At 64.2% G+C, this 20996-nt stretch carries 25 protein-coding genes and 1 riboswitch; of the genes, 13 read left to right on the top strand and 12 right to left on the bottom strand.

Features of this window, described 5'->3' with window-relative positions:
• Window positions 1-59 precede the first annotated feature (59 nt).
• Window positions 60-181, top strand: a riboswitch (guanidine-I (ykkC/yxkD leader).
• 26 nt (window positions 182-207) lie between these two features.
• The 7 genes from speB (at window position 208) to KBZ19_RS06865 (ending at window position 6639) form a co-directional block, all read left to right on the top strand.
• The gene (gene speB / locus KBZ19_RS06895) at window positions 208-1413 is read left to right on the top strand and encodes an agmatinase (RefSeq protein ID WP_094511384.1); all 1206 of its coding nucleotides are present in this window, start codon (window positions 208-210) and stop codon (window positions 1411-1413) included.
• Between the two features lie 3 nt (window positions 1414-1416).
• Window positions 1417-1809: a hydrogenase maturation nickel metallochaperone HypA gene (locus tag KBZ19_RS06890; RefSeq protein WP_094511388.1), complete on the top strand. Its 393-nt coding sequence runs from the start codon at window positions 1417-1419 to the stop codon at window positions 1807-1809.
• Between the two features lie 5 nt (window positions 1810-1814).
• Complete coding sequence (gene hypB, locus KBZ19_RS06885; protein ID WP_255100357.1) at window positions 1815-2522, top strand: hydrogenase nickel incorporation protein HypB; 708 nt, start codon at window positions 1815-1817, stop codon at window positions 2520-2522.
• Window positions 2522-3928, top strand: a complete 1407-nt coding sequence (gene glnT / locus KBZ19_RS06880; RefSeq protein ID WP_255100356.1) for a type III glutamate--ammonia ligase — start codon at window positions 2522-2524, stop codon at window positions 3926-3928. The genes hypB and glnT overlap by 1 nt, the downstream gene beginning before the upstream one ends.
• Before the next feature lie 122 nt (window positions 3929-4050).
• Window positions 4051-5079, top strand: coding sequence for an ABC transporter substrate-binding protein (locus tag KBZ19_RS06875; RefSeq protein ID WP_255100355.1), 1029 nt, complete (start codon window positions 4051-4053; stop codon window positions 5077-5079).
• Window positions 5076-5852 (top strand): ABC transporter permease, encoded by a 777-nt coding sequence (locus KBZ19_RS06870; RefSeq protein ID WP_094511399.1) that lies wholly within the window; start codon window positions 5076-5078, stop codon window positions 5850-5852. The genes KBZ19_RS06875 and KBZ19_RS06870 overlap by 4 nt, the downstream gene beginning before the upstream one ends.
• Window position 5853: 1 nt before the next feature.
• Window positions 5854-6639 (top strand): ABC transporter ATP-binding protein, encoded by a 786-nt coding sequence (locus KBZ19_RS06865; protein WP_094511402.1) that lies wholly within the window; start codon window positions 5854-5856, stop codon window positions 6637-6639.
• Here KBZ19_RS06865 and KBZ19_RS06860 read toward each other — a convergent pair.
• Both KBZ19_RS06860 and KBZ19_RS06855 read right to left on the bottom strand, forming a co-directional pair.
• Window positions 6606-6803: a hypothetical protein gene (locus KBZ19_RS06860; RefSeq protein ID WP_094511406.1), complete on the bottom strand. Its 198-nt coding sequence runs from the start codon at window positions 6801-6803 to the stop codon at window positions 6606-6608. The two genes, KBZ19_RS06865 and KBZ19_RS06860, sit on opposite strands and share 34 nt — an antisense overlap.
• Before the next feature lie 80 nt (window positions 6804-6883).
• Window positions 6884-9025: a class I SAM-dependent methyltransferase gene (locus KBZ19_RS06855; protein ID WP_255100354.1), complete on the bottom strand. Its 2142-nt coding sequence runs from the start codon at window positions 9023-9025 to the stop codon at window positions 6884-6886.
• A 55-nt stretch (window positions 9026-9080) separates the two neighbouring features.
• Here KBZ19_RS06855 and KBZ19_RS06850 point away from each other — a divergent pair, with 55 nt between their 5' ends.
• From KBZ19_RS06850 to KBZ19_RS06840, 3 genes are all read left to right on the top strand, one after another.
• A complete protein-coding gene (locus KBZ19_RS06850; protein WP_255100353.1) occupies window positions 9081-10055 on the top strand; it encodes an SDR family NAD(P)-dependent oxidoreductase in 975 nt (324 codons plus the stop codon).
• A 403-nt stretch (window positions 10056-10458) separates the two neighbouring features.
• A complete protein-coding gene (locus tag KBZ19_RS06845) occupies window positions 10459-11064 on the top strand; it encodes a hypothetical protein (protein WP_094511416.1) in 606 nt (201 codons plus the stop codon).
• Window positions 11065-12126: a hypothetical protein gene (locus tag KBZ19_RS06840; protein ID WP_255100352.1), complete on the top strand. Its 1062-nt coding sequence runs from the start codon at window positions 11065-11067 to the stop codon at window positions 12124-12126. It begins immediately after the preceding gene.
• Window positions 12127-12256: 130 nt separating this feature from the next.
• Here KBZ19_RS06840 and KBZ19_RS06835 read toward each other — a convergent pair whose 3' ends face one another.
• The 10 genes from KBZ19_RS06835 to KBZ19_RS06790 form a co-directional block, all read right to left on the bottom strand.
• Window positions 12257-12382 carry a BrnA antitoxin family protein gene (locus KBZ19_RS06835; RefSeq protein ID WP_255100351.1) on the bottom strand — a complete coding sequence of 42 codons (126 nt, stop codon included), beginning with the start codon at window positions 12380-12382 and terminating at the stop codon, window positions 12257-12259.
• A gap of 421 nt (window positions 12383-12803) precedes the next feature.
• Window positions 12804-13253 (bottom strand): RES family NAD+ phosphorylase, encoded by a 450-nt coding sequence (locus tag KBZ19_RS06830; protein WP_255100350.1) that lies wholly within the window; start codon window positions 13251-13253, stop codon window positions 12804-12806.
• Window positions 13253-13705, bottom strand: coding sequence for an antitoxin Xre/MbcA/ParS toxin-binding domain-containing protein (locus KBZ19_RS06825; protein WP_255100705.1), 453 nt, complete (start codon window positions 13703-13705; stop codon window positions 13253-13255). Before KBZ19_RS06825 ends, KBZ19_RS06830 begins: the two co-directional genes overlap by 1 nt.
• Window positions 13706-13945: 240 nt before the next feature.
• A complete protein-coding gene (locus KBZ19_RS06820; protein ID WP_255100704.1) occupies window positions 13946-15286 on the bottom strand; it encodes a serine/threonine-protein kinase in 1341 nt (446 codons plus the stop codon).
• A 599-nt stretch (window positions 15287-15885) separates the two neighbouring features.
• Window positions 15886-16236: an endoribonuclease MazF gene (gene mazF / locus KBZ19_RS06815; RefSeq protein WP_255100349.1), complete on the bottom strand. Its 351-nt coding sequence runs from the start codon at window positions 16234-16236 to the stop codon at window positions 15886-15888.
• A complete protein-coding gene (locus KBZ19_RS06810) occupies window positions 16236-16478 on the bottom strand; it encodes an AbrB/MazE/SpoVT family DNA-binding domain-containing protein (RefSeq protein WP_255100348.1) in 243 nt (80 codons plus the stop codon). Before KBZ19_RS06810 ends, mazF begins: the two co-directional genes overlap by 1 nt.
• 60 nt (window positions 16479-16538) lie before the next feature.
• The gene (locus tag KBZ19_RS06805; RefSeq protein ID WP_255100347.1) at window positions 16539-17114 is read right to left on the bottom strand and encodes a gamma-glutamylcyclotransferase; all 576 of its coding nucleotides are present in this window, start codon (window positions 17112-17114) and stop codon (window positions 16539-16541) included.
• Entirely contained in the window at window positions 17111-18052 is a 942-nt protein-coding gene (locus KBZ19_RS06800; RefSeq protein WP_255100346.1) for an ion channel, read from the bottom strand. Before KBZ19_RS06800 ends, KBZ19_RS06805 begins: the two co-directional genes overlap by 4 nt.
• A gap of 67 nt (window positions 18053-18119) precedes the next feature.
• Window positions 18120-18617, bottom strand: a complete 498-nt coding sequence (locus tag KBZ19_RS06795; RefSeq protein WP_255100345.1) for a hypothetical protein — start codon at window positions 18615-18617, stop codon at window positions 18120-18122.
• Between the two features lie 17 nt (window positions 18618-18634).
• Complete coding sequence (locus tag KBZ19_RS06790) at window positions 18635-18991, bottom strand: DCC1-like thiol-disulfide oxidoreductase family protein (RefSeq protein WP_315856340.1); 357 nt, start codon at window positions 18989-18991, stop codon at window positions 18635-18637.
• A 165-nt stretch (window positions 18992-19156) separates the two neighbouring features.
• Between KBZ19_RS06790 and KBZ19_RS06785 the strand changes: the two genes are divergently transcribed.
• The 3 genes from KBZ19_RS06785 to KBZ19_RS06775 all read left to right on the top strand — a co-directional run bounded on the left by KBZ19_RS06785 (window position 19157) and on the right by KBZ19_RS06775 (window position 20876).
• On the top strand, window positions 19157-19525 hold the full coding sequence (locus tag KBZ19_RS06785; protein WP_094511449.1) for an AbrB family transcriptional regulator: 369 nt from the start codon (window positions 19157-19159) through the stop codon (window positions 19523-19525).
• 307 nt (window positions 19526-19832) lie between these two features.
• Window positions 19833-20657, top strand: coding sequence for a peptidoglycan recognition family protein (locus KBZ19_RS06780; protein WP_233132879.1), 825 nt, complete (start codon window positions 19833-19835; stop codon window positions 20655-20657).
• A gap of 69 nt (window positions 20658-20726) precedes the next feature.
• Window positions 20727-20876 (top strand): chlorophyll a/b-binding protein, encoded by a 150-nt coding sequence (locus KBZ19_RS06775; RefSeq protein WP_094511454.1) that lies wholly within the window; start codon window positions 20727-20729, stop codon window positions 20874-20876.
• Window positions 20877-20996 lie beyond the last annotated feature (120 nt).

Raw genomic sequence — 20996 nt, 5'->3', positions numbered from 1 at the left:
ACCATTCCGTAGTTGTGGCCACAGTCTTTCCTGGGGCTTCGGTGGACTCTGGGCGCAGCGGAAGAAGCTTCTAGGGTTCCGGTCTGCGTCTGTTCGCATCAGCGAGCCGGCATGGGCGTCTGGTCCGAGAGAGGCTCACCGGGGTCACCCGGTTGCACGGAGGGATAAAAGCCCGGGAGACCGCACCCCCCACCTCCGTGTTCCGCCATGACAGCAACCCCAGGGCCTGAAGAGGCCTTTGACCGCCGCAGTTCCAGTACAGGCGCCGGCCAGCAGGGCGCCGAGGCGCTCGAGAAGGAAGCCCGTCTGCCGCTCACCGGTTGGCAGCAGGAGGTCGACCAGGGGCTGCGCTATGGCCTCGAAGCGGCCGAGAGCATCGTTGACCGGCGCATCTCCACCTTCTCGCGCGGTGAGCTGCCCCACTACGCGGGCATCAACACCTTCATGAAGGCGCCTTACATCGAAGACGTGAACCGCGTCGGTGACTTCGATGTGGCGATCGTGGGCATCCCGCACGATTGCGGCACCACCTACCGCCCCGGCACCCGCTTCGGCCCCCAGGGCATCCGCCGCATCTCGGCGCTTTACACCCCCTACAACTACGAAATGGGGGTGGATCTTCGCGAATCGATCAGCCTCTGCGATGTGGGCGACATCTTCACGATTCCCGCCAACAACGAGAAGAGCTTTGACCAGATCTCCAAGGGGGTGGCGCATGTGTTCGCCAGCGGCGCCTTCCCGATTCTGCTCGGCGGTGATCACTCGATCGGCTTCCCCACGGTGCGGGGCGTCTGCCGCCACCTCGGCGACAAGAAGGTGGGCATCATCCACTTCGACCGCCATGTGGACACCCAGGAGATCGACCTGGATGAACGCATGCACACCTGCCCCTGGTTCCATGCCACCAACATGGCCAACGCGCCGGCCGAGAACCTGGTGCAGCTCGGCATCGGCGGCTGGCAGGTGCCGCGCGAAGGGGTGAAGGTGTGCCGCGAGCGGGGCACCAACGTGCTCACCGTCACGGACATCTGCGACATGGGCCTGGAGGCCGCCGCGAAGTATGCGATCGAGCGCGCCACCGATGGCACCGACTGCGTCTACATCTCCTTCGACATCGACTGCATCGACGCCGGATTCGTGCCCGGCACCGGCTGGCCGGAACCGGGCGGCCTGCTGCCACGGGAAGCCCTCAAGCTGCTGGAGCTGATCGTGCGCAATGTGCCGGTGTGTGGCCTTGAGGTGGTGGAAGTTTCCCCCCCTTACGACATCAGCGACATGACGTCCCTGATGGCCACGCGGGTGATCTGCGATGTGATGGCCCACCTGGTGGTGAGCGGTCAGCTGCCGCGCAAGCAGAAGCCAGCCTGGCTGCATGAGGCCTGCAACATGAACGTCGACCAGAAATGGAGGTGAGCCATGCATGAAGTGGACATGACCCGCTGCCTGCTGCTTTCGCTCGAAGAGTGGAAGCAGGAGCACCATCCCCACGTTCCCTGCGTGCAGGTCGTGCATCTGCAGGTGGGCACCTTCACCTGCGTGGAACCCGCCGCGCTGGTGTTCACCTACGGGGCCGCGGTGCAGGGCAGTTGGCTGGATGGTTCGGAGCTGCGCATCGAATCGGTGCCGCTGCGGGCGCGCTGTGTGGCCTGCGGCAGCGACTACAGCCCCGACCCTGCCCAGGCCTACCAATCCCCCTGCTGCCACCACCCGATGGAGGAGATCCTCTCGGGCCGTGAGCTGAGGATTCGCAGCATCGATTACACCTCCCCCGCTGTACCCGCAGACCGGGCTTCCATCCTTTCCGCCTGAACGTCATGCACATGCCCCTGGAAGACACACTCGGACGCAACCTGTTGGCGGCCAATCAACACCGTGCCGACCACAACCGCGAGCATTTCGATGCCTGGAAGCTGCTCTGCCTGAATGTGATGAGCAGCCCCGGCGCCGGTAAGACCTCCCTGCTGGAGCGCACCATCACGGCCCTTTCGCCTGAGCTGGCGATGGCGGTGCTGGAGGGCGACATGACCACCCAGCTGGATGCCGACCGGCTGGCGGCGGTGGGGGTGCCGGTGGTGCCGATCACCACCGGACGGGCCTGCCATCTCGATGCGGCGATGGTGAGCGGCGGCCTCACCCTGCTGCAGCAGCGGCTCGATCCTGCGGCGCTGGATCTGCTGTGGGTGGAGAACGTGGGCAATCTGGTGTGCCCGGCGGAATTCGAGGTGGGTGAACACCTCAAGGTGGCGCTGCTGAGTGTCACCGAAGGCGATGACAAGCCACTCAAGTATCCGGTGATGTTTCGCGAGGCCGATTGTGTGTTGATCACCAAGATTGATCTGCTGCCGTATGTGCCGGTGGATGTGAGCCGCATCGAGGAGCATGTGCGGGCGGTGAATCCCCGCGCCCAGGTGTTCCGCGTGTCGGCCGGCACGGGCCAGGGCATGGGCGAGTGGCACCGCTGGCTGCTGGCCACGGTGCGTGAGCACGCCGCCAGCCAGCCGCCGGCCCTGGTGAACGCCTGATGGAGCTGGCCAGCCCATCGGCACCGCTGCCAGCGACGCCATCGGCGCCTCAGCCGACGACCGCAGGCGTGGGGGAAGACGTGCAGGTGGATCTGCTCAGCCGCGGCGTGACGTATGCGCTGGCCAGCTTCGTGGACATCCACGGCAACGGCAAGGCGAAGGCTGTGCCGCTCGATCACTTCGCCTCGATGCTGTCGGGGTCGGAGCTGTTCACCGGCGCGGCTCTTGATGGCGTGCCGCAGGATGTCAGCGACGACGAAGTGGCGGCCATCCCCGATCTGGCCAGCGCCACGGTGTTGCCCTGGCGCCGTGATGTGGTGTGGCTGGCCAGCAGCCTGGAGCTCAACGGCGCCCCGTTCGAGGCCTGCAGTCGCCAGATCCTGACGCGGGTGCGGCAGCAGGCGGCGGCGCTGGGCTACCGCTTCAACCTCGGCATCGAAACCGAATTCTTCGTGCTGCGGCGCCAGGACGATGGAACGCTCGTGCCGGCCAGCGGCCGCGACACGCTCGATAAACCCTGCTACGACCTGGGCGGCCTGCTCGACAACCTCGACTGGCTCGATGAGCTGGTGCAGAGCATGAATGGCCTGGGCTGGGGCGTGTATTCCTTCGATCACGAAGACGGCAACGGCCAGTTCGAGATCGATTTCGCCTATGCCGAGGCGCTCACCATGGCCGACCGGCTCACCTTCTTCAAGCTGATGGCGAAGGAGATCTGCCGCCGCCATGGGCTGATCGCCAGCTTCATGCCCAAGCCGTTCGCGCACCGCACCGGCAGCGGCGCCCACTTCAACATGTCGCTGGCGGATGTGCAGAGCGGCGCCAATCTGTTCGATCCCGGCAGTGGCGAACCGGGCGCGATCACCCCGCTGGCGGAGCAGTTCATCGCCGGGGTGCTGCGCCATGCCGCTGCGATCTGCGCCGTGATCGCCCCCACGGTGAACAGCTACAAGCGGCTGGTGGCGCAGGGAAGCATGAGCGGCTTCACCTGGGCGCCGGTGTTCATCTGTCACGGCAACAACAACCGCACCAACATGCTGCGCATTCCTTCTGCGGGCGGGCGGGTGGAGTGCCGCGCCGCCGACAGCTCCTGCAACCCCTACCTGGGGGCGGCGCTGATCCTGGCGGCAGGCCTGGAAGGCATCCGCGAGCAGCTGGTGCCGCCCCCCGCCAACCGGGTGAATGCCTACCGACTGAGCTCAGCGGAGCGGGCCGAGCGCGGGCTGCACACGCTGCCGCGCCACCTGGGCGAAGCGGTCGAGGCGTTTGCCGCCGATCCGCTCTGCCGTGAGGTGTTCGGGCCCGCGATGTTCGACGCGTTTGTGTCACTGAAGCGGGCGGAATGGCAGGCCTATCACGGCGCGATTTCGGCCTGGGAGCTGGAGCACTACTTGGAGTTCTTCTGACATGCCAGCCCGCGCCAGCCCCCGCCACGCCTCGCGCCAGCCGCCCCCCTGAGCCGCGCCCGCGCCAGCCGTTTCTCTTGCCCGCCCCGGCTCCGGCTCCGTTCCCCCACACCCGTTTCTTCATGACCGCACCCTCCCGCTTCCGCTTCCCGCGCCTCAGGCTGCGGCGCACCACCAGCCTGCTGCTCACGGCCCTGCTGGGCGGTGGCCTGCTGGTGGGCTGCCAGCAGCCGCCGGCGGAAACCTCGGCATCGCCGGTGCGCATCGGTTACAGCGCCTGGCCGGGCTGGATCCCCTGGAAGGTGACCGAAGAAAAGGGCTTGTTCGAGGCGGCGGGCGTGCCGGTGACCCTGCAGTGGTTCGACGGCTACCTCGATTCGATCAACGCCCTCAATGCCGGCCAGCTGGATTGCAACAGCCAGACCTTGGGTGACACGATCAGCTCGATCGCCGGTGGCGCCGCCCTCACGGTGGTGCTCACCAACGACAACTCCACCGGCAACGACCAGATCATCGCCGCCGAAGGCATCAAGAGCGTGGCCGATCTGAAAGGCAAGAAGGTGGCGGCGGAAGAAGGCACCGTTGATCACTACCTGTTGCTGCTGGGCCTGAAGAAGGCGGGCCTGAGTGCCTCCGACATCACCTTCGTGCCGCTGGAAACCGGCGCCGCCGCCGCTGCGTTCGTGGCCGGCCAGGTGGATGCGGTGGGTGTGTTCGCGCCCTTCACCACCCAGGCGCTGAAGCGTCCGGGCAGCACCACCTTGTTCTCGTCGAAGGATTTCCCCGGCTCGATCAGCGACCACCTGGTGTGCCGCACCGAATTCGTGGAGAAGAACCCTGAGCAGCTGCAGAAGGTGGTGAACGCCTGGTTCGCCACGCTGGCGGAGATCAAGGCCAATCCGGCCCCGAGCCTGGCGATCCTGGCCGCCCGCGCTGGCGTGAGCGAGGCGGAGTACACCGAGTACGACGCCGGCACCACGATCTTCACGCTGGAGCAGAACCGCCAGGCGATGAAGCCGGGCGAGACGATGGATTCGCTGCCGTTCGCCGCCGCCCAGATCAGCACCTTCCTGCAGGAGGTGGGTCTGGCCAAGACCCCGCCGGATCTCACCAAGCTGTTTGATCCGCGCTTCGTGGATGCGGCGCAGTGAAGCTGAGCGCGGGCCTGCGGCGACGCCTCGACCATCCGTGGGTGCTGGGTGTGCTCGGCATCCTCACGGTGCTGGTGGTGTGGCAGCTGATTGCGGCGAGTGGCAGCGTCGACAAGCTGTTTCTGCCCAGCCCGGCGGCGGTGCTGGCGGCGGGTTCCGCCCAGGCGGAGGCGGGCATCCTGCTGGCCGATGCGATCGCCAGCATCGGCCGGGTGCTGGGCGGCTATGCGCTCTCGATGCTGGTGTCACTGCCGCTGGGGATCGCGATGGGCAGCAACCGGATCATCTGCCGGTTACTGGAGCCGTTGATCGGCCTGATCCGCTACATGCCCGCGCCGGCCTTCATCCCGCTGCTGATCATCTATTTCGGCTTGGGGGAGCTTCCCAAGGTGCTGCTGATCTTCATCGGCACCTTGTTCTTCAACACCTTGATGATCATGGATGCGGTGAAGTTCGTGCCGGCCGAACTGCTGGAATCGGCCCTCACCATGGGTGGGCGCCGCTTCCAGATCCTCACCCGCGTGGTGACACCCTTCATCGCTCCCCAGGTGCTGGATGCGTACCGCATCAACATGGCCGCCGCCTGGAACCTGGTGATCGTGGCGGAGCTGGTGGCCGCCAACGAGGGGCTGGGCAAGCGCATCAGCCTGGCCCAGCGCTTCCTGCGCACCGATGAGATCTTCGCGTACCTGATCGTGATCGGGTTGATCGGTCTGGTGATCGACCTGCTGTTCCGACTCGTGTTGCGCCGCACCTGCCGCTGGGCCATCTGACATGCATCTTTCGCTCACATCGGTGTGCAAATCCTTCGGGCAGGGCCGTGCTGCCAAGCAGGTGCTCGACACGATCAGCTTCGACATCAAGTCGGGGGAATTCGTGGCGCTGGTGGGCAGCTCCGGATCGGGCAAGAGCACGGTGATGCGCCTGATCGCCGGGCTCGATCGCCCCACCAGCGGCACAATCCTGATGGACGGCCGTCCGATCACCGGCCCCGGCCACGACCGCGGCATGGTGTTCCAGAAATACAGCCTCTATCCGTGGATGACGGCGGCCGACAACGTGGCCTTCGGCATGAAGCTGCAGGGGCGGCCGGCGCGGGAGGTGCGTGAGCGCACCGGCTATTTCCTGGAAGTGGTGGGCCTGCAGGATGCGGCAGGGCGTCTGCCACGGGAGCTGTCCGGCGGGATGCAGCAACGGGTGGCGATCGCCCGTGCCCTGGCGGCCGATCCGAAGGTGATGCTCCTGGATGAACCGTTCGGCGCCCTTGACCTGCAGATCCGCGAATCGATGCAGGAGTTTCTCTATCAGCTGTGGAACCGCACCGGGCTCACCGCCCTGCTGATCACCCACGACCTGGAGGAGGCGCTGCTGATGGCCCAGCGGGTGCACATCATGGCGCCGCATCCGGGCCGGATCGTGCGCACGGTGGAAGCCGAGCTCGACCGCAGCGATCTGGGCGCGCTGCGGGTGGACCGCCGTTTTCTGGAGGTGCGCGAAGACCTGGCCCGCTGTCTGCGGGGGTTGAGTCAGGAGGCGGTGACGCCGCTGCCGCCGGTGTGATCGCTGCCGCCATGCAGCAGGGCGGGCTGGATGCCTAGATACACGGCCTCGCGGTAGAGCGCCTGCTTGGCGCTCACGTTGCCGGTGTGCATGGCGGCCCGGTAGCGGCGCTGCAGCGACACGAGCATGGCGTGGTGGTGAGGATCGCGAAGGGTGCGGGGCATGGCCTCTGCTGAGCGGATTCGACGCTCAGTGTCTGTTCATTGTGAACAGATTCTATGTCTGGGACCGGCGATCTGGGGAGTCAGCCGCGTTTGCGGGCCACGTGAAAGGCGGAGTGGCCGGTGAGCTCCACGCTGCCGCCGGCCTCGGTGTCGATGAGGCGGCGCAGCTCGGCGAAGAGGGCCTCACGGGGGCCGGGCTCCAGGCGCAGGTAGGGGGAGTAGGTGCTGAGCAGGGCCAGGTAGTGCTCCGCCGTGTAGCGCAGCTGCACCCGCACGCGCACGCCCTGCGGGGTGGTGAACAGGGCGGGATCCACCAGCTGCCGCACCAGCGCCTCAAGGACCGCCTGCTGCTCGGCGTCGCTCTCGCGGCGGTGCAGGTGGGGGGCGAAGCGGGCGTAGCTGGCGGCGAAGCGTTCGTGCAGGGCGAGCGAGGGTTGCAGCTCCTTGTTCCAGAGCAGGATCAGGGCGCCTGCGGGCTTGAGCGCCCGGGCGGCGGTGCGCGAGCCGAGGCCGGCGGGGATCCAGTGAAAGGAGCTGGCGGCGAGCACGGCGTCGAAGGCCTGCTCCTGCACCGGCCACTGCTCGCAGGCCAGCGGCTCGATGCGCACGCGCCCGAAGCCGGCGCAACGCTCGCGCGCCAGCGCCACGAAGGCGGGGTTGGGCTCCAGAGCGGTGATGGCGCAGCCGCGCCGCGCGAACGCCACGGTGGCGGTGCCCGGCCCGCAGCCCAGCTCCAGCAGCGCTGAACCCTCGCCCACCCCGGCCAGTGCCGCCACCTGCTCGATCACCGCCGGCGGGTAGCCGGGACGCACGGCGTCGTAGGCGGCTGCGGTCGGCACATACCAGTCGGCCCGCTGCTGCAGCGGCAGGGCAGCGGCGCTGCTCACGATCCGCTGCTGCTCGTTGCCGGCGGGGGCCTCAGGCACCGGCTCCTCGCTTGCGGGGGCTTCAGGCTCTGCAGCCGGAATGGCCTCCGCCGCCGGCTTCCAGCGCTCCAGCGCCGCCTGCAGCGTGCCCGCCAGTGCGGCGGCTTCGCGGGCACCGGCGAGGCCCTGCAGCTGGACGGGTGGACGGCGCTCGCTCCAGAGCAGCACCTGGGGCTCGGGCTGATCGAGCGGTAGCGCGGCCACCACCGCGCGGGTGGGCAGGTGAACGGCGGCATGGCCGGTGCGCCACACGCCCACGTGTTCGGCATCGATGCGCAGCTCCTGCCGGCTCCAGTGGCGGTAGCTGCCGAAGCCGGCGGCACCGAGCGCCGCCACCACCAGCAGCGCCTGGATCACGCTCGCTACGGGCAGGGCGAGCGAGAGCAGGCCGGGCAGGGAGAGATCGAGCACGAGCGTGGTGGGGGCGGTGAGGCCCAGCCGCGGACCCAGCATCCACACCAGAAAGCCGCCGTATTTCACCATCACGGTGTTGAGCACGGCGAGAAACAGCAGGTAGCCGCCCTGGTGCACAAACCCCCGCCACCACTGCGAGGCGCTCACGGTGCTGCGGTCGCGGAAGATCCGGGTGGCGCCGTCTTCCTCCACCACCGCCCACACGCTCGCCGGCGGCCCCGCTTCCTCGTCCTCCTGGCTGTTCGCCTCCGCCAACCGCAGCGGCAACGCCAGCTTGCGGGCGAGGGCAAAGGCGCGCTGCCAGGCGAGCGCGAGTGTGGGCTGACGGTCGAGCAGCAGCTCGCGGGCAGGATCCTGCACCGCCAGCAGCACATCCCAGCCCTGCGGACGGGCTTCGCCGAGCGGCAGGGCGAGCGGGGCGGCGCGGATCAGCACGGCGGACAGGGCGTGGTGCTGCAGCTCCAGCTGCTCGTGGCTGCCGGCGGATTCACACCGCCAGGACAGCCGATCCCCCCAGCGCTCCAGCAGGATCCGGCACTCCGGCCGCCAGGAATGGCCCAGCTGGTTGGCGAGCAGCTCCAGGGGCAGCAGGAACAGCAGCAGGCCGATCACATACGGGATGGCCCCTTCCAGGGTGGCCCAGAGGCAGAAGGCGGAGAACAGCAGAAAGGCGAGCAGGTTGCCGAGCTGGCTGTCGAGCGGCTGGTTGGCGATCAGCTCCTGCCACAGCAGGGCTTCGAGCGTGCGGCTGACCAGCTGCACGTAGCGGCGCAGCACCAGCAGGGGAAACAGCAGCAGGCCGAGGCCGTTGCGTTCGAGGCGGCGAATCGTGGCGCGCCACTGCATGAACGAACCGGCCGGCGGAAGGGCTGCGCGCACCATTGTGAAGCCGACGGTTTCTAGGGTTGGCGCCCTTTGCACCTGGTGGGGTCTGCCCATGGCTGCCACGCGCCGCCTGCTGCTCACCGGCGGCAACTCCGGCATCGGCTTCGAGGCGGCGGTGCGGTTGTGCCAGGCCGGCCATTCGCTCACGCTGCTGTGCCGCGATGCGGCAACGGCCGAGACGGCCCAGCGGCAGCTGGCTGAACGCGCCGGGGGAGGCACGGCGCCGGCGGTGGCTGTGTGCGACCTGGGCGATCTGGAGAGCGTGCGCGCCTGCGGGCAGGCGCTGCTGGCGCAGGGGCAGCCGATCGACACGTTGGTGCTGAATGCGGGCCTGCAATACGCCGGTGCCACGACACCACGACTGACGCCCCAGGGCCATGAACTCACCGTTGCGGTGAACCACCTGGGCCATTTCCTGCTGGCCCAGCAACTCACGCCGTTGCTGCTGGCGGGGCAGGCGCCGCGGCTGGTGGTCACGGCGTCGGAAGTGCACGACCCGCTCACTGCCGGCGGCAAGGTGGGATCCCCCGCGGGCCTGGGTGACCTGGCCGGCCTACAGGCGGGGCAGCCGGTGCTGATGGTGGATGGCAGCAGCTTCGATGCCGACAAGGCCTACAAGGACAGCAAGCTCTGCAACGTGCTGTTCGCCCGTGAGTTCGCGCGCCGCCTGGAAGAGGCAGGCACGCCGCTGCCGGTGCTCAGCTGGAGCCCGGGCCTGGTGATCCCGCCCACCAGCGAGGGCGGCTTCTGGCGCTACAGCCGCCAGAGCAACGAACTGGGCCAACGCCTGTTCGCCTTCGCGGCCCGCTCCGTGCTGCGCCTCACCGAAAGCGTGGAAGCCGCCGGCGCCCTGCTGGCCGCCCTCTGCTGCGACCCCGCCTACGCCGCCAACGGCTTCAGCTTCCACCGCAACCGCGTGGTTGGCCCAGGCCGGCGAGTGTTCGAGGCGAGTGCCACCAGTGTTGAAGGGCAGGACACGGAGCTGGCGCGGCGGTTATGGGTGGCGAGTGAGGGGGTGGTGGGGTGAAGGCGCCGGTGGGTTGGGGAACAGGCGTGACGAAAGGCTCAGCTGCTGCATAGCCCGTTGCTTGGTGTGCCTTGTCTCGAGCACCCGCACCAGCTGTCCATCGGCCCTCTGACTGACCTGCGACGTACACGCTCCAGAAGCATCTCGGGAAGCCAGCCCGAATCTCATGCAGTCGATGACTGACTTGCCAGAAGGGCGGCGCCTTGTTTATTCAAAAGATGATGAACTCCGGCTCGCTCACCTGGATCTGTCGCTGAGCGAGATCGGTTCACACCAGCATGCATCTCGCCTTGGCGGTGCTTGTACGGCAAATTGACGGCCGCATTGCAAAGAATGTCATCAATGAGATGTAAAAACTTTCGTTCCCCTATTCTATGCAAACCCTTTCTCCTGTATCTGTTCCATGGCTTCAGCCAAGGGATCAGCGGAAGAGCCCGCCTTGTCGCTCAACTCATACATCCAAGCAGAGATTACGCGGTTAGCGGCCAGTGAGAATATCGACAAGTCCCTGCTGGAGGGCTTTGCTCGGTTTGTTGTGGCCAACCACAAGAAGAAGGAGCCCAAGCCACCGAAACCACCGAAGACAGCAAAGCCAGCCAAGCCGAAGCCTCTGACGCTGACCCAGCTCAAGAGTGCGGTCTTCAAGCATTTTGGCTGTGCTGATGTAAAGACGCTGAGGGCCAACAAGGATTTCCAGATGGCCATGGCAGGAGAAGATCTGGTGTTGAAAAGCCGCGCCGATTGGTTGAAGCTCTACCGGCAATGGATCGGCGTTCCGGAAGACGAACGCTCGCTCACTGGCCCTACAACGATCAATGGAATCGATGTGCTCGAGAATTTCAGGCCGTGGATTGCCTTTGGCCTTGATTCACAAACGGCCTCTGTCGACGACGTGAACGAGGTGTTCAGATCGCTCGCCAAGATTCATCACCCTGATCACGGTGGAGATCCCCGCGTGTTTCAGCAACTCCAGGTGATGAGAGACACCCTGCTGGCCTACTTCAAATAAGTGACGACCATTTCAACCGCCATGCGAGAACTTCTCACGGATACGGAAACGGCAGAGCTGCTGGGCATCAGCATGAAAAAGCTCTATGCGGTCGTCGCGTTTTTTGATCGGCACGGGAATGATGAGTGGGACTTGGCAGAAGGCGAGCATTTTGAATATGCATCGGGCAGTAACCGCGCCACCAGCAGCCGCTTGTTCTACGAAGAGGGGGTCACGGCGATTGCTGCCTATCTGAAGGAGAAATCTGGTAGCAACATCTTCAGCTTCGTAAAGGAGTTGTTTGTGGAGGCGATCACCAAGCGCAAGGCCAAGATGCGGCAGCTGCTGGTGGAGCGCCGAATCATCCAGGAAACCTTGAACGACAACAGTGTGCTGATCGCCAATGATCTGATCTATCTGCACCGCAACAAGGTGATCAATGTGCTCAAAACCAATGGCAAAGGGCTGAACAACTCACGCAAGCGGCAACTGGGATCCGATTCCTACACCGGCACGGAGCCATTGAAGAAGGGAACCCATTTCGATGAGTTTGACGGTGTGGAGCACTGGAGCCAGAAGGGAATCGGCCGCCTGGCCATCGATATGGCTGAGAACAGCAGCGTTTCCAAAAGCCGCAAGGCCTGGCTGAGTGCCGTGTCTGAAGTGGTGGAACCCTGCCTGGAGCACCGCAGGAAGTTCCTGGAATCCTTCGATGCCCATGTGAGCAAGGCGCAGGAGGCCGCCAAGAAGCTGGCCAACGGCCGCTGCGCGATCACCAATCGCGTCCAGAAGCCCACCACGGATTTCCAGCTCGATGGCCATCACTTGTTTGACCTCAACACCCGCAAAGATCTGGCCACCCGGCTGGAGAACATTCTGGTGATCGAGAGAAAGATTCACCTGGAGTTCCACAGCTGGCACGGCAAGGAGTCGTGCAACCCCCAAGACTTCCTCTCATTCCTCACCGAACGACAAAGCCACCATTTCGCCGGCCCTTATGGAACAGAGCGTCTACGCAAGCTGATGACGAGATTGGAGGGGCTTTATGTTCAGTACAAGGATCATATGAATTATAACTTGTGAGATATCTGGGTTTGAGAATTGCCAGTGCTTGGCCAGCAGGGAGTGTATGGAGGTGTAAGTCATGGGCTTGTGGTGGTCTGTCCGTGAGAAGTGCTTGTTCGGCCTCCCACACGGCGCCAACGAGTTGAGTTCACGCCCAGTCCATTAAATCAGCATCCATACGAGCTTGTTGACTGGCTCCATGGGCTTTGAAGTCGTCAATCACTGCTATGCCGTATCGGGTTGAGATCAGCAGCTGTTTGTTGGCTACCTTCATCTGATCTCGTGATACACGTATCGGCGTCATCCTGCTTGTCTGTTCGTGTGGAAGAGGAAGCGAGTCAGAGCCTGATTCAGCTGCCTCAGCACTCAGGTGATCCAAAAAAAACAGAAGTCAGAGTATCGACATGGCTGCCTTTCGTCATGCCATCCTCCAGCAACTCCTTCCAGTTCTCAGCGTGAACGACTGGGACTAGGACCGGAACTCGGCCAGCGCGGCTGCGACAGCTGATGGGCTGCAGCCTCAATCTTTTCAAGGCTGCTCATGAATCCAATGGTCGCTGAATGATCCGTTCTTAACTAGGTGCGAACCGCATTGGCCTCATGCTTGCGATCACTTGGCCGCAACGTGAGTGAGGCGCTGAGTAGACAGGTTTGCGGTGGCGGCCCAGGGGATGGTGCTATTGACTGGCTCCCTTTCACAAGAGCCGCGTATCGAACGTAAACGGTTCATCGCAGCTGACGCGCAGTCGCTGCGCTTCTGGATGCCGAGGATTGAGCAAGACGTTGCGTTCGACCGTGATGACGGCGGATGGCACGTTCAATGCCGCAGTGCGCCCGCTCGTGAGCCACGACGACCCGAGTCTTTGCAGCGATGCTGGAGCTGGCACCGAATGCCAGCCCTCCGGCAGCGAGTCCGTTTCGAGGACTTGGGTGGACAGGTCGTCAGGAAGTTCGATCGCGAGCAGTCTTAAATCGGCCGGAGCCGTGAGCGGATCGACATGCACGAGCACCTCAAGCGCCGCAGAGGTGGCGGTGTAGACGATGGGATGACCTTTGGTGTGCCAGTGACCGGAGGTGTGCATTTCGCCGATGCCATCAAGCGCTGTATCCACGTAGGGCTTGCGGCAGATCCGCCAAACGCGCATCAGCTAAAGATCCCGTAGTTGAGGCGCAGCAACACGTCTTCCACCTGGCGCGCGCCGATCTCAGTGTCCAGAAGATCGAGAGGCCTCTCGCAGCCCAGTGCACGGTTGGGAGTCTTCAGCCATACGTGGGCCTTGTCGATGGAGCCAAGCACCTCGACGGCCTGCGAGGCCGCCCTTGCCACCCGATAAAGCCGATCAGATTCCTGGGGGGTGAGCTGTCGCGCCTCCCTCCTGCGGGCGACGGTTCGAGGGGGGATCCCGAAAACCGCTGTGAAGTGCTGCGGAGAAATGTCGAGTTCCTTTGTGAGCGCTACAAACGCGGAGAACGGCAGTCCACTGCGGACAGCATCGCGAAGCTCAACCAAACTGGTTGCTGGCAGGCGCAGGATTGAGGCCGGACCTCCCTGGTCAGGGCTGGAGGAGGCAGTAGCCGGCGAGTTCTTCCTTGCCATATGGCAATGTTTGCGCGGCCATCTGGCGTTGGGCTTGTTGCGGCTTGTTGGCCCTCCAGCATTTCTGAGGCCCATGGCCATCGCAAGCTGCACCCTGAACCTCTTGTCAATAGGAGCAAAGCAAGATGCAAAAGCAGGCCAGCGTTTAGGCGTTCGGATAGTTCAACGACTGCGGAGTTGATCTTCCTGCTAGCGATTGTTGCCGAGTGCTCCGGTTTCGTTGTCGATTGTGTCAGGAGTCTAAGGTCTGGCGTGAGCGGACCTCGCGCGGCTTTTTCGCGAGGTCCGCTCGATTGGTGGTGGGTTGGGCATCACTGCACAGCAACCGAGCTTCAGCCTGATGTTGTTCAAAACGCGAAGCCTCCGTTCTTCGGCTTCTCGTTCTTGCTGTAGCTTCTGCCTCTGCTGGTACTCCTCTCGCTTCGCTTGCTGCTCGAGGGTGTTCTTGTAGACGCCAGTGGCTTTGGGCAACCAACCCTTGAAGTGGTCAATGACCTGTTGTACCTCATGCTCGGACGCCTGGACAATTGCCGTATTTCCATGAAATCGAAATCTTTCAGGACCCCTTCCCCAAGCGGAGGTGTAGCTGCCCATATTCAGAAGCGCTTGAATCCACCCCTGAGAAATTGGTTGGTCTAGCGTTAACGTCAGTCGGTTGCCGGACCAGTCTGCTGAGGTGATCACCGGAACGTTGATAGCAAGAGGGTCATCGACCTCAGTCGCAGATATAACTGTCTTCGATAGCTCACTCAAGCGTTGCTGAGAAACTGCCTCAGCGCTATAGCGTTGAATTAGCTGTTTGACGGCCGCGACAGATTGAGGACGCTCGTTGGGGTCCTGTCGAAGTAGCAGGCTGACAATGGCATCTAGGAACCAAAAATCTGGTGATGCGCTGGCAACTGTCTTGTAGTCAGTTCCGTGCGGCACCTGCTTCGTGAATAGCTCGTTTAGCATGAGACCAATTGCGTATAGATCTGCGGGAATTCCAACCTTTCGACCTGGAGCTCGCTGTTCCGGAGCGGCATAAAGGAAGTTCGCGAGCCGCTGGGTGGGCTTGGTTTCGACAATGGTGGCCAGCGCATCCTCTGTAAAGCTGGAAACACCAAAATCAGCTACTGCCAACACATTGGTCTTTCTGTCAAACAGGACGTTCTCTGGCTTGAGGTCCCGATGGACTACGCCCTGAAGGTGAGCAGCCTCAACGCCATCAAGTAATTGAGCTAGGAGCCGCATCATCGATTGTGGGTCTAGCGACTCGAGCAGGAGAGTCCTCAGGCTGCAATCAAAGCGACGCATCACATAGAACGGGCCGCTGACACTTGGCAGCTTGATAAGGCCGTGATCAGTTACTGTGACGATGTTCTTATGGCTATTGCGAAGAAGAAAGGCGAGTTCATTCTTGAAGCGCCCGCGTTTGTCCCTGGATGCGCGTTCCTGAGCTAAGAGTTTCACCGCCACCTGAGATCCGTCAGGAGCATTTGCCCCATACACTCGGCCGGCGCCCCCTTCGCCAAGCAGGCTCTCTGCGGTGTATGACGCGAAGGCCGTTTCAAAGACTATAGGTTGCTTAAGCGATGACATAGGGTGAGTTTGAGTCGTTGTGATGCCCAACAGTAATTGGACGGTTCCAGCAACCACCCTGTTGGCAGCAGTCTTGGCCGTATAAGCATCCCAATCATCTGAACCTGTACTGCCAAAGCCCTCTCATGGGAAGAGGCATGGGAAATGCCCGCTCGGTGCGTTCAGCTTATGCGGATCGGTTAACCATGCTTCCACTTCGCCGCTGAATGGCAATCACACAATCTTTTCCCGAGCCCTGTACGCAATGATAATAGGCGCATCCAGACTCACCTCCTGGCCTCACATAGGCAACACCCGCGAATCGCAACTCCACCCCAGCCTGCACGCAAGAACCGTGGTACCCCACACCTCCTGGTCGTCCACCAGCGGAGGGGGGAGTGGTGGCGTTGTCGGTTGCAGGCGCAGGCACCGTCACGGCAATCGGGTAGGAGCCCACGTTGTGCATCGCCATGGCACCAGCCAGTGGTGGATGGCCTGGCCGCGACAGATATCCCATGAAGCCAGCTGCCCATTTTCGGCCTGAAAGTCTCCGCATCCACCTCTCCAAGCTTTCAGCGCCGAAATCCGCCCCTCGTCAGTGGCCGGTGTGATTGGCCACCTCAGGCAGCATCAGGATCCACAAGAGCCAACAATCTCGCCGTCACCATCGCCACCACCTCAGCCGACGCACGCCCAATCAGCGTTGCCTTCCTCGTGCGCCAATCCAGGCTTTTGAGCTGATCGGACAGAACCACGCCGCTCACCCCCGTTCCTTCTGGCAAGAGCACTTCAAAGGGGTATCCCTTGATGCGCGACGTGATGGGGCAGAAAAGGGCTAGGCCAACCTTTTGGTTGTAGCTCTTGGGAGAAACAACCAGCGCTGGCCGTCTGCCCGCCTGCTCATTGCCTGATTGAGGCGTGAACTCCAGCCACACCAGATCACCACGGCCTGGCACATAGGCGGCCGGCATTAGAACGCCTCCAGCCCCACGTGCACCCCGGTATCCATGCAGGAATGGATGTTGGCTGGTGTCACCTCTGCAAGCAGATCATCAAGGTCTAGGCGGCGAGGAAGCGCAGGCTTCACAACGAGCTCTCCATCCTTGGCGCAGAGGCTCACTGGCGTGCCGGGCGCCAAGCCGATCTCTTCGGCGAGGCTACGCGGAATCCGCACCCCCAGGCTGTTGCCCCATTTCTGCACGCGCGTCTCCATGATCTCGAGGCGGCTATACGCCGACTATACCCCGTTCGACTGAGCGGGCCCTTGGCTCCGTCACACTCCACCCACCACCCAAAACCTCTCCCCAAACACCCCCGTCACCACCACCAACGCTTCCCCTACCCCCTCCAACTCCTCCGGCCCCAGGTGCACCACCACCCCCCACTGGCCGTCATCGCGTTGAGCGGGCACCGCCTCGGGGTTGGCGCCATCGGCCTCACGCGGAAAGAACACCGGTGTGGTGCCCCAATCGCCGAAGGGCACCGGCGGTAAGTGGGCGGCCTGCTCGGGTTCGCCGGCGTACACCCACACCTCCTGGCCGTTCACCAGCGGGCGGCGCAGCCGTTGGTATTCGTTCGGCACGTCTTCCAGTAGATCGAGCCGCGCCAGGCCGGCGGCGTCCACGCGGTAGAGCTCGCCGTGCAGCAGCGGCGGGAGTGTGGTGGGCGAGTCGGTTGCAGGCGCGGGCACCGGCACGGCCATCGGGTAGGGGCCCAGGTTGTGCATTGCCATCCCCTGCAGTCGGGTGCGGCCCAGCGCTTCGGCGCCCACCAGCCAGTGGTGGTTGGCCTGGCCGCGCTTGAGCGTGCCGTACACGAACACCAGATGGGTGGGGCCGGCGCTGCTCATGGGGCTGGAGCGGCGGGTGGGCGCTGGCGGGTGAGGTTGAAGCGGCTGAAGTCGAGAAAGCGGTCGCCGTCGCCCTGGTCGAGCACGATGTCTTCGAAGGTCTCATCGGGCCGCAGCTGCGACGCGGGATAAGACATGCGTGCGAACACCGGGCTGCGCACCGTTTCGTCGATGCCGTGGAACGACACCAGGATTTCGCCGTGGCGGGCCTTCAGCTGCTCGACCTCCAGCCCCGCCAGCGGGCTGTGCTCGTCGATCAGGTGCATCACCGTCCACATCAGCCGGAAGTGAAAGGCATGGTTGCGCACCAGCTTGAGCGTGTGCACGCGGCGCATGCGCTGCCCCTCCGTGCTGTACTCGTCCATGCCGAGGAACACGTTCAGGTGCGCCTCCACCAGGCTGTTGTGGTGCACGTTCGCCATGCGGAAGGTGAGGCACGGCACCCCGTTCCACGGCTGCACCGTGGCGATCTCGCTGAACAGGATCTCCGCCTTGCTGCGTGAAAAGCGGGCGAACACCAGCCCGGTGGTCACCGCCGTGAAGATCAGGCTCACCAGCGCCTGCAACGTCACCAGCAGATGCACCGTCAGCGAGCGGGGGTGCAGCACCCCATACCCGATCGTTCCGAGCGTCTGCACGCTGAAGAAAAAGGCCTCGCTGAAGCCCGCCACCGACCCTTCCGGCACGCCGCCGATGCCGGCCGGATCCAGCAGATACAGGCCGGCGAACAGCAGATTGATCGCCAGATACCCGGCCGCGATCAGCAGCAGGAAGCCCCACCATGGGCACGAGAGCATCAGCCGGTAGGGCTCGCGCCATAACGAGAAGATCTGATCGATCTCGTCGGTGCGGTACACCCCCTCTTCCCGCTGCAGGTGGATCGGCTTCAGCTGCCGGGGCCTGGCTTGGGGGCGGGAGCGTGGGCGAGAGCGGGCCATGGTGCGGTGCGATGGCGTGCGGCAGGAAGGCGCATGCTGTAGCCCGCCAGCGGGCAACTTTCAGGCCTCAGCTGTGGGGTTCGATCCCCCAGGCCTCCCGTATCACAGGATGACTGACTTCCCAGGCATGCTCCATCGGTTCGATCGGCGCCGTGCGGTTGCTGGGCTCCAGATCACGCGCCTGCATCACCTCGCGCAGCGCCTGGCGAAAGGCGTTGGTTTCCTGCAGCAACTGATCCACCGCTGTGCTGCCGCCCAACGCCTGGCGCATCGGTTCATGCCCAGACGACAGCCGCAGGCTGGAGAGATGGTCGTCGATCCAGGCCCATTCATACAGCAGCATGGCGTCGCTGCAGGCGTTCAGATGCTGGCGGTAGCTGGCGATGTGTTGCTCGACGGCCCCACTCAGCGCCGGCACCTTGCCGCCTGTGGAACCAGCCGCCAGGGGCTCAGCCGGTGCCGCCTGGCTGCGGCGATCAGCCTCGGCCCGTTCTTTGAGCCGCCCCATGATCTCGCGCAGATAGCTCAAGAGCGTTCCGGCCACTTGCCCTGCAGCGTAAGCCATCTGCCGCTTTCGGCCCTTCAGCCGGGATCCACCGGCAGCCCCTTGGCAGCTAGCGCCAGGCGGCGAGCGAGCAGCAGCGCGGGATAGAGCAGACGGGTGCGATCCGGGTTGCCGAAGATCACCTGCAACAGCCTTAACAAGCCGTCACTGGGCTCCAGTTCACTGCACAGTTTTGCCACCGCGTCAGCGCCGTGCCAGATCCGCTCTCCCTCCATCAACACGGCACCGGTTGCCAGGTTGAATCCCTGTTGCTGGAGTGCATGTCGCAGCTCCGCATCGGCGCGGCCGTCAATGATCGTGAGCCGGGGCACTCCTCCGCGCAGCTCACTTGTGCTGGCGAAATGGCGGCAGAAAGGGCAGCCGCCGTCATACACCAACTGCAACGCTGGAGTGTGGGGATCGGCGCTCACTGGGCAACTTCCAACAGGTCCGATCTTAGGAAGCAGGGGAGAGCGGTCGGATTGGGCTGGCTGAAAGGAACCCTCTGGCAAGCGATTGCCTCGTGTGGCTATATTGACCTTGTCTTACACAACAACCCCATGCTCACCGGATCTGATCTCCTGGCGAAAGTCAAGGAGCTTGGTGATGTCGGTAAATCCGAGCTTGTGCGTGCCGCTGGGTACGTCAGCACCAAAAAGGACGGCAGCGAGCGTCTCAACTTCACGGCCTTCTACGAAGCCCTGCTGGAAGCCAAGGGCGTCAGCCTCGGTTCCGCCAGCAGCAATGGCGTTGGTCAGGGCGGGCGCAAGCTCAGCTACGTCACCAAGGTCCAGTTCAATGGCAACCTGCTGATCGGCAAGGCCTACACCGCCATCCTCGGTCTGCAGCCCGGCGATGAGTTCGAAATCAAGCTCGGCAAGAAGCAGATCCGCCTCGTGCCCGTGGGTGGCGAAGAAGCCGACGAATGAGCTCCAAGGGGGTGGCACAACGCCCCTGATTCCGTCGCCGCCCCTGTCGCTCCTTGCGGATCTGGTTCTAGCGCTGGCCCATGCGTTGCTTCTAGCCGCGCGTTTTTCCTTCGTCTAGATCTGCACCGGTTTGCTGCCACCCCTGCGCTGGTTTGCTGCCACCCCTGCCGTTCGAACCATTTCTGGCGCCCATGCCTGAAATGTCTCGGGCGGCATTTCCTTTGTTCAGGTCTGATTGCAGCCTTTGGTGCTGCAGCATCGACACGTTGGTGTGATCTCTGGCCGGCGAGCTCTGAGGATGGCCGCCATGGAACATCCAAGGGTTCGGTTCTCCTCCACCCGGGCACCCTGGCTGGCGGCTCTGGCCGCAGCGGCCCTGCTCAGCGGCTGCCAGGGGCAAGGGCCCGAGGCGCCCCGATCCGATGGCCCCCGCCCCAGCTGGGAGGTGCAGACCCTCGCGGATCCGGGCCTGCCGCGGCGCTCCGAGCCCGAGCTGGCCCGCTGCGCCGCCGCCATCGGCCTGGCGCCGGAACGCAACCAGCCCGCCGATCCCACCAACTTCGGCGAACGCCAGCCCGCTGATGCCTTCGGTCGTGCGGTGCCGGCCGGGCCGGCCCTGATCGTGCTGCACGAAACCGTGATCGATGAAGCGCAGACCCTGGCCCTGTTCCGCACCCCGCACCCCAACGACAACGACCAGGTCAGCTACCACCTGGTGATCAACCCCGCCGGCGATCGGCTGCGCATCGTTCCCGATGCCAACCGCGCCTATGGCGCCGGCATGTCGGCCTTCGGGGATTTCACGGTGCGGATCCGGCCTACCTCAGTGGGCTCGGTCAACAACGTGGCGCTGCACCTCGCCCTGGTGTCACCCGCCGACGGCCGTGGCGACACCCCCGGCCACTCCGGCTACACCGACGCCCAGTACCGCTCCGCCGCCGCCCAGGTGCTGCTGTGGCAGGCGCGTTTCGGCATCCCGCTTAGCCGCCTCACCACCCACGCCGCCGTCGATCGCAGCCACTCCCGCTACGACCCGCGCAGCTTCCGCTGGGACCAGTTCATGGCCCACTACCGCCTGGCCGCCAAGGCCTGCGGCTTCACCGCCTACGACACCGAGCGGGCCACCTACTGATGGCGGCGGCTTCGTAACGAAGTTCAAAGATTTCTGTTACGCTTTGCGAAGCACCTCGCTACCCACCCCATGACCAACAGCACCACCCCTTCCCGCTTCGGTTTCGTTGCCTTCGCCGAAACCTGGAATGGCCGTCTGGCGATGCTCGGCTTCGTGATCGGCCTCGGCACCGAGCTGCTCACCGGCCAGGGCATCCTCTCCCAGATCGGCCTCGGCTGAACCCAGGCCCACCCACTGCCCACGGCAGGTCGATCGCCTCGGGCGGTCCACCTGCCGTGGGCTTTGCTATTGGGAGCTGAGCCCTGCCTGATCCGGTCGCCCACGCCCCCTTCTCCCTGC

This window comes from Synechococcus sp. L2F, from assembly GCF_024345695.1.
In the GTDB taxonomy this organism is placed as follows: Bacteria; Cyanobacteriota; Cyanobacteriia; order PCC-6307; family Cyanobiaceae; genus MW101C3.
The sequence above is the reverse complement of the archived record's forward strand: the minus strand, read 5'-3'. Positions and strand labels throughout refer to the sequence as shown.

Coding starts and splice junctions, on each gene's coding strand:
- KBZ19_RS06785 (WP_094511449.1), top strand. CDS start 19,157: ATGCTCACCGGATCTGATCTCCTGGCGAAAGTCAAGGAGCTTGGTGAT.
- KBZ19_RS06795 (WP_255100345.1), bottom strand. CDS start 18,617: ATGGCTTACGCTGCAGGGCAAGTGGCCGGAACGCTCTTGAGCTATCTG.
- KBZ19_RS06855 (WP_255100354.1), bottom strand. CDS start 9,025: ATGGTGCGCGCAGCCCTTCCGCCGGCCGGTTCGTTCATGCAGTGGCGC.
- KBZ19_RS06825 (WP_255100705.1), bottom strand. CDS start 13,705: ATGGCAAGGAAGAACTCGCCGGCTACTGCCTCCTCCAGCCCTGACCAG.
- glnT (WP_255100356.1), top strand. CDS start 2,522: ATGGAGCTGGCCAGCCCATCGGCACCGCTGCCAGCGACGCCATCGGCG.
- KBZ19_RS06845 (WP_094511416.1), top strand. CDS start 10,459: ATGGCTTCAGCCAAGGGATCAGCGGAAGAGCCCGCCTTGTCGCTCAAC.
- speB (WP_094511384.1), top strand. CDS start 208: ATGACAGCAACCCCAGGGCCTGAAGAGGCCTTTGACCGCCGCAGTTCC.
- KBZ19_RS06835 (WP_255100351.1), bottom strand. CDS start 12,382: ATGAAGGTAGCCAACAAACAGCTGCTGATCTCAACCCGATACGGCATA.
- KBZ19_RS06875 (WP_255100355.1), top strand. CDS start 4,051: ATGACCGCACCCTCCCGCTTCCGCTTCCCGCGCCTCAGGCTGCGGCGC.
- KBZ19_RS06810 (WP_255100348.1), bottom strand. CDS start 16,478: ATGGAGACGCGCGTGCAGAAATGGGGCAACAGCCTGGGGGTGCGGATT.
- hypB (WP_255100357.1), top strand. CDS start 1,815: ATGCACATGCCCCTGGAAGACACACTCGGACGCAACCTGTTGGCGGCC.
- mazF (WP_255100349.1), bottom strand. CDS start 16,236: ATGCCGGCCGCCTATGTGCCAGGCCGTGGTGATCTGGTGTGGCTGGAG.
- KBZ19_RS06850 (WP_255100353.1), top strand. CDS start 9,081: ATGGCTGCCACGCGCCGCCTGCTGCTCACCGGCGGCAACTCCGGCATC.
- KBZ19_RS06890 (WP_094511388.1), top strand. CDS start 1,417: ATGCATGAAGTGGACATGACCCGCTGCCTGCTGCTTTCGCTCGAAGAG.
- KBZ19_RS06860 (WP_094511406.1), bottom strand. CDS start 6,803: ATGCCCCGCACCCTTCGCGATCCTCACCACCACGCCATGCTCGTGTCG.
- KBZ19_RS06805 (WP_255100347.1), bottom strand. CDS start 17,114: ATGAGCAGCGCCGGCCCCACCCATCTGGTGTTCGTGTACGGCACGCTC.
- KBZ19_RS06820 (WP_255100704.1), bottom strand. CDS start 15,286: ATGTCATCGCTTAAGCAACCTATAGTCTTTGAAACGGCCTTCGCGTCA.
- KBZ19_RS06800 (WP_255100346.1), bottom strand. CDS start 18,052: ATGGCCCGCTCTCGCCCACGCTCCCGCCCCCAAGCCAGGCCCCGGCAG.
- KBZ19_RS06775 (WP_094511454.1), top strand. CDS start 20,727: ATGACCAACAGCACCACCCCTTCCCGCTTCGGTTTCGTTGCCTTCGCC.
- KBZ19_RS06830 (WP_255100350.1), bottom strand. CDS start 13,253: ATGCGCGTTTGGCGGATCTGCCGCAAGCCCTACGTGGATACAGCGCTT.
- KBZ19_RS06865 (WP_094511402.1), top strand. CDS start 5,854: ATGCATCTTTCGCTCACATCGGTGTGCAAATCCTTCGGGCAGGGCCGT.
- KBZ19_RS06780 (WP_233132879.1), top strand. CDS start 19,833: ATGGAACATCCAAGGGTTCGGTTCTCCTCCACCCGGGCACCCTGGCTG.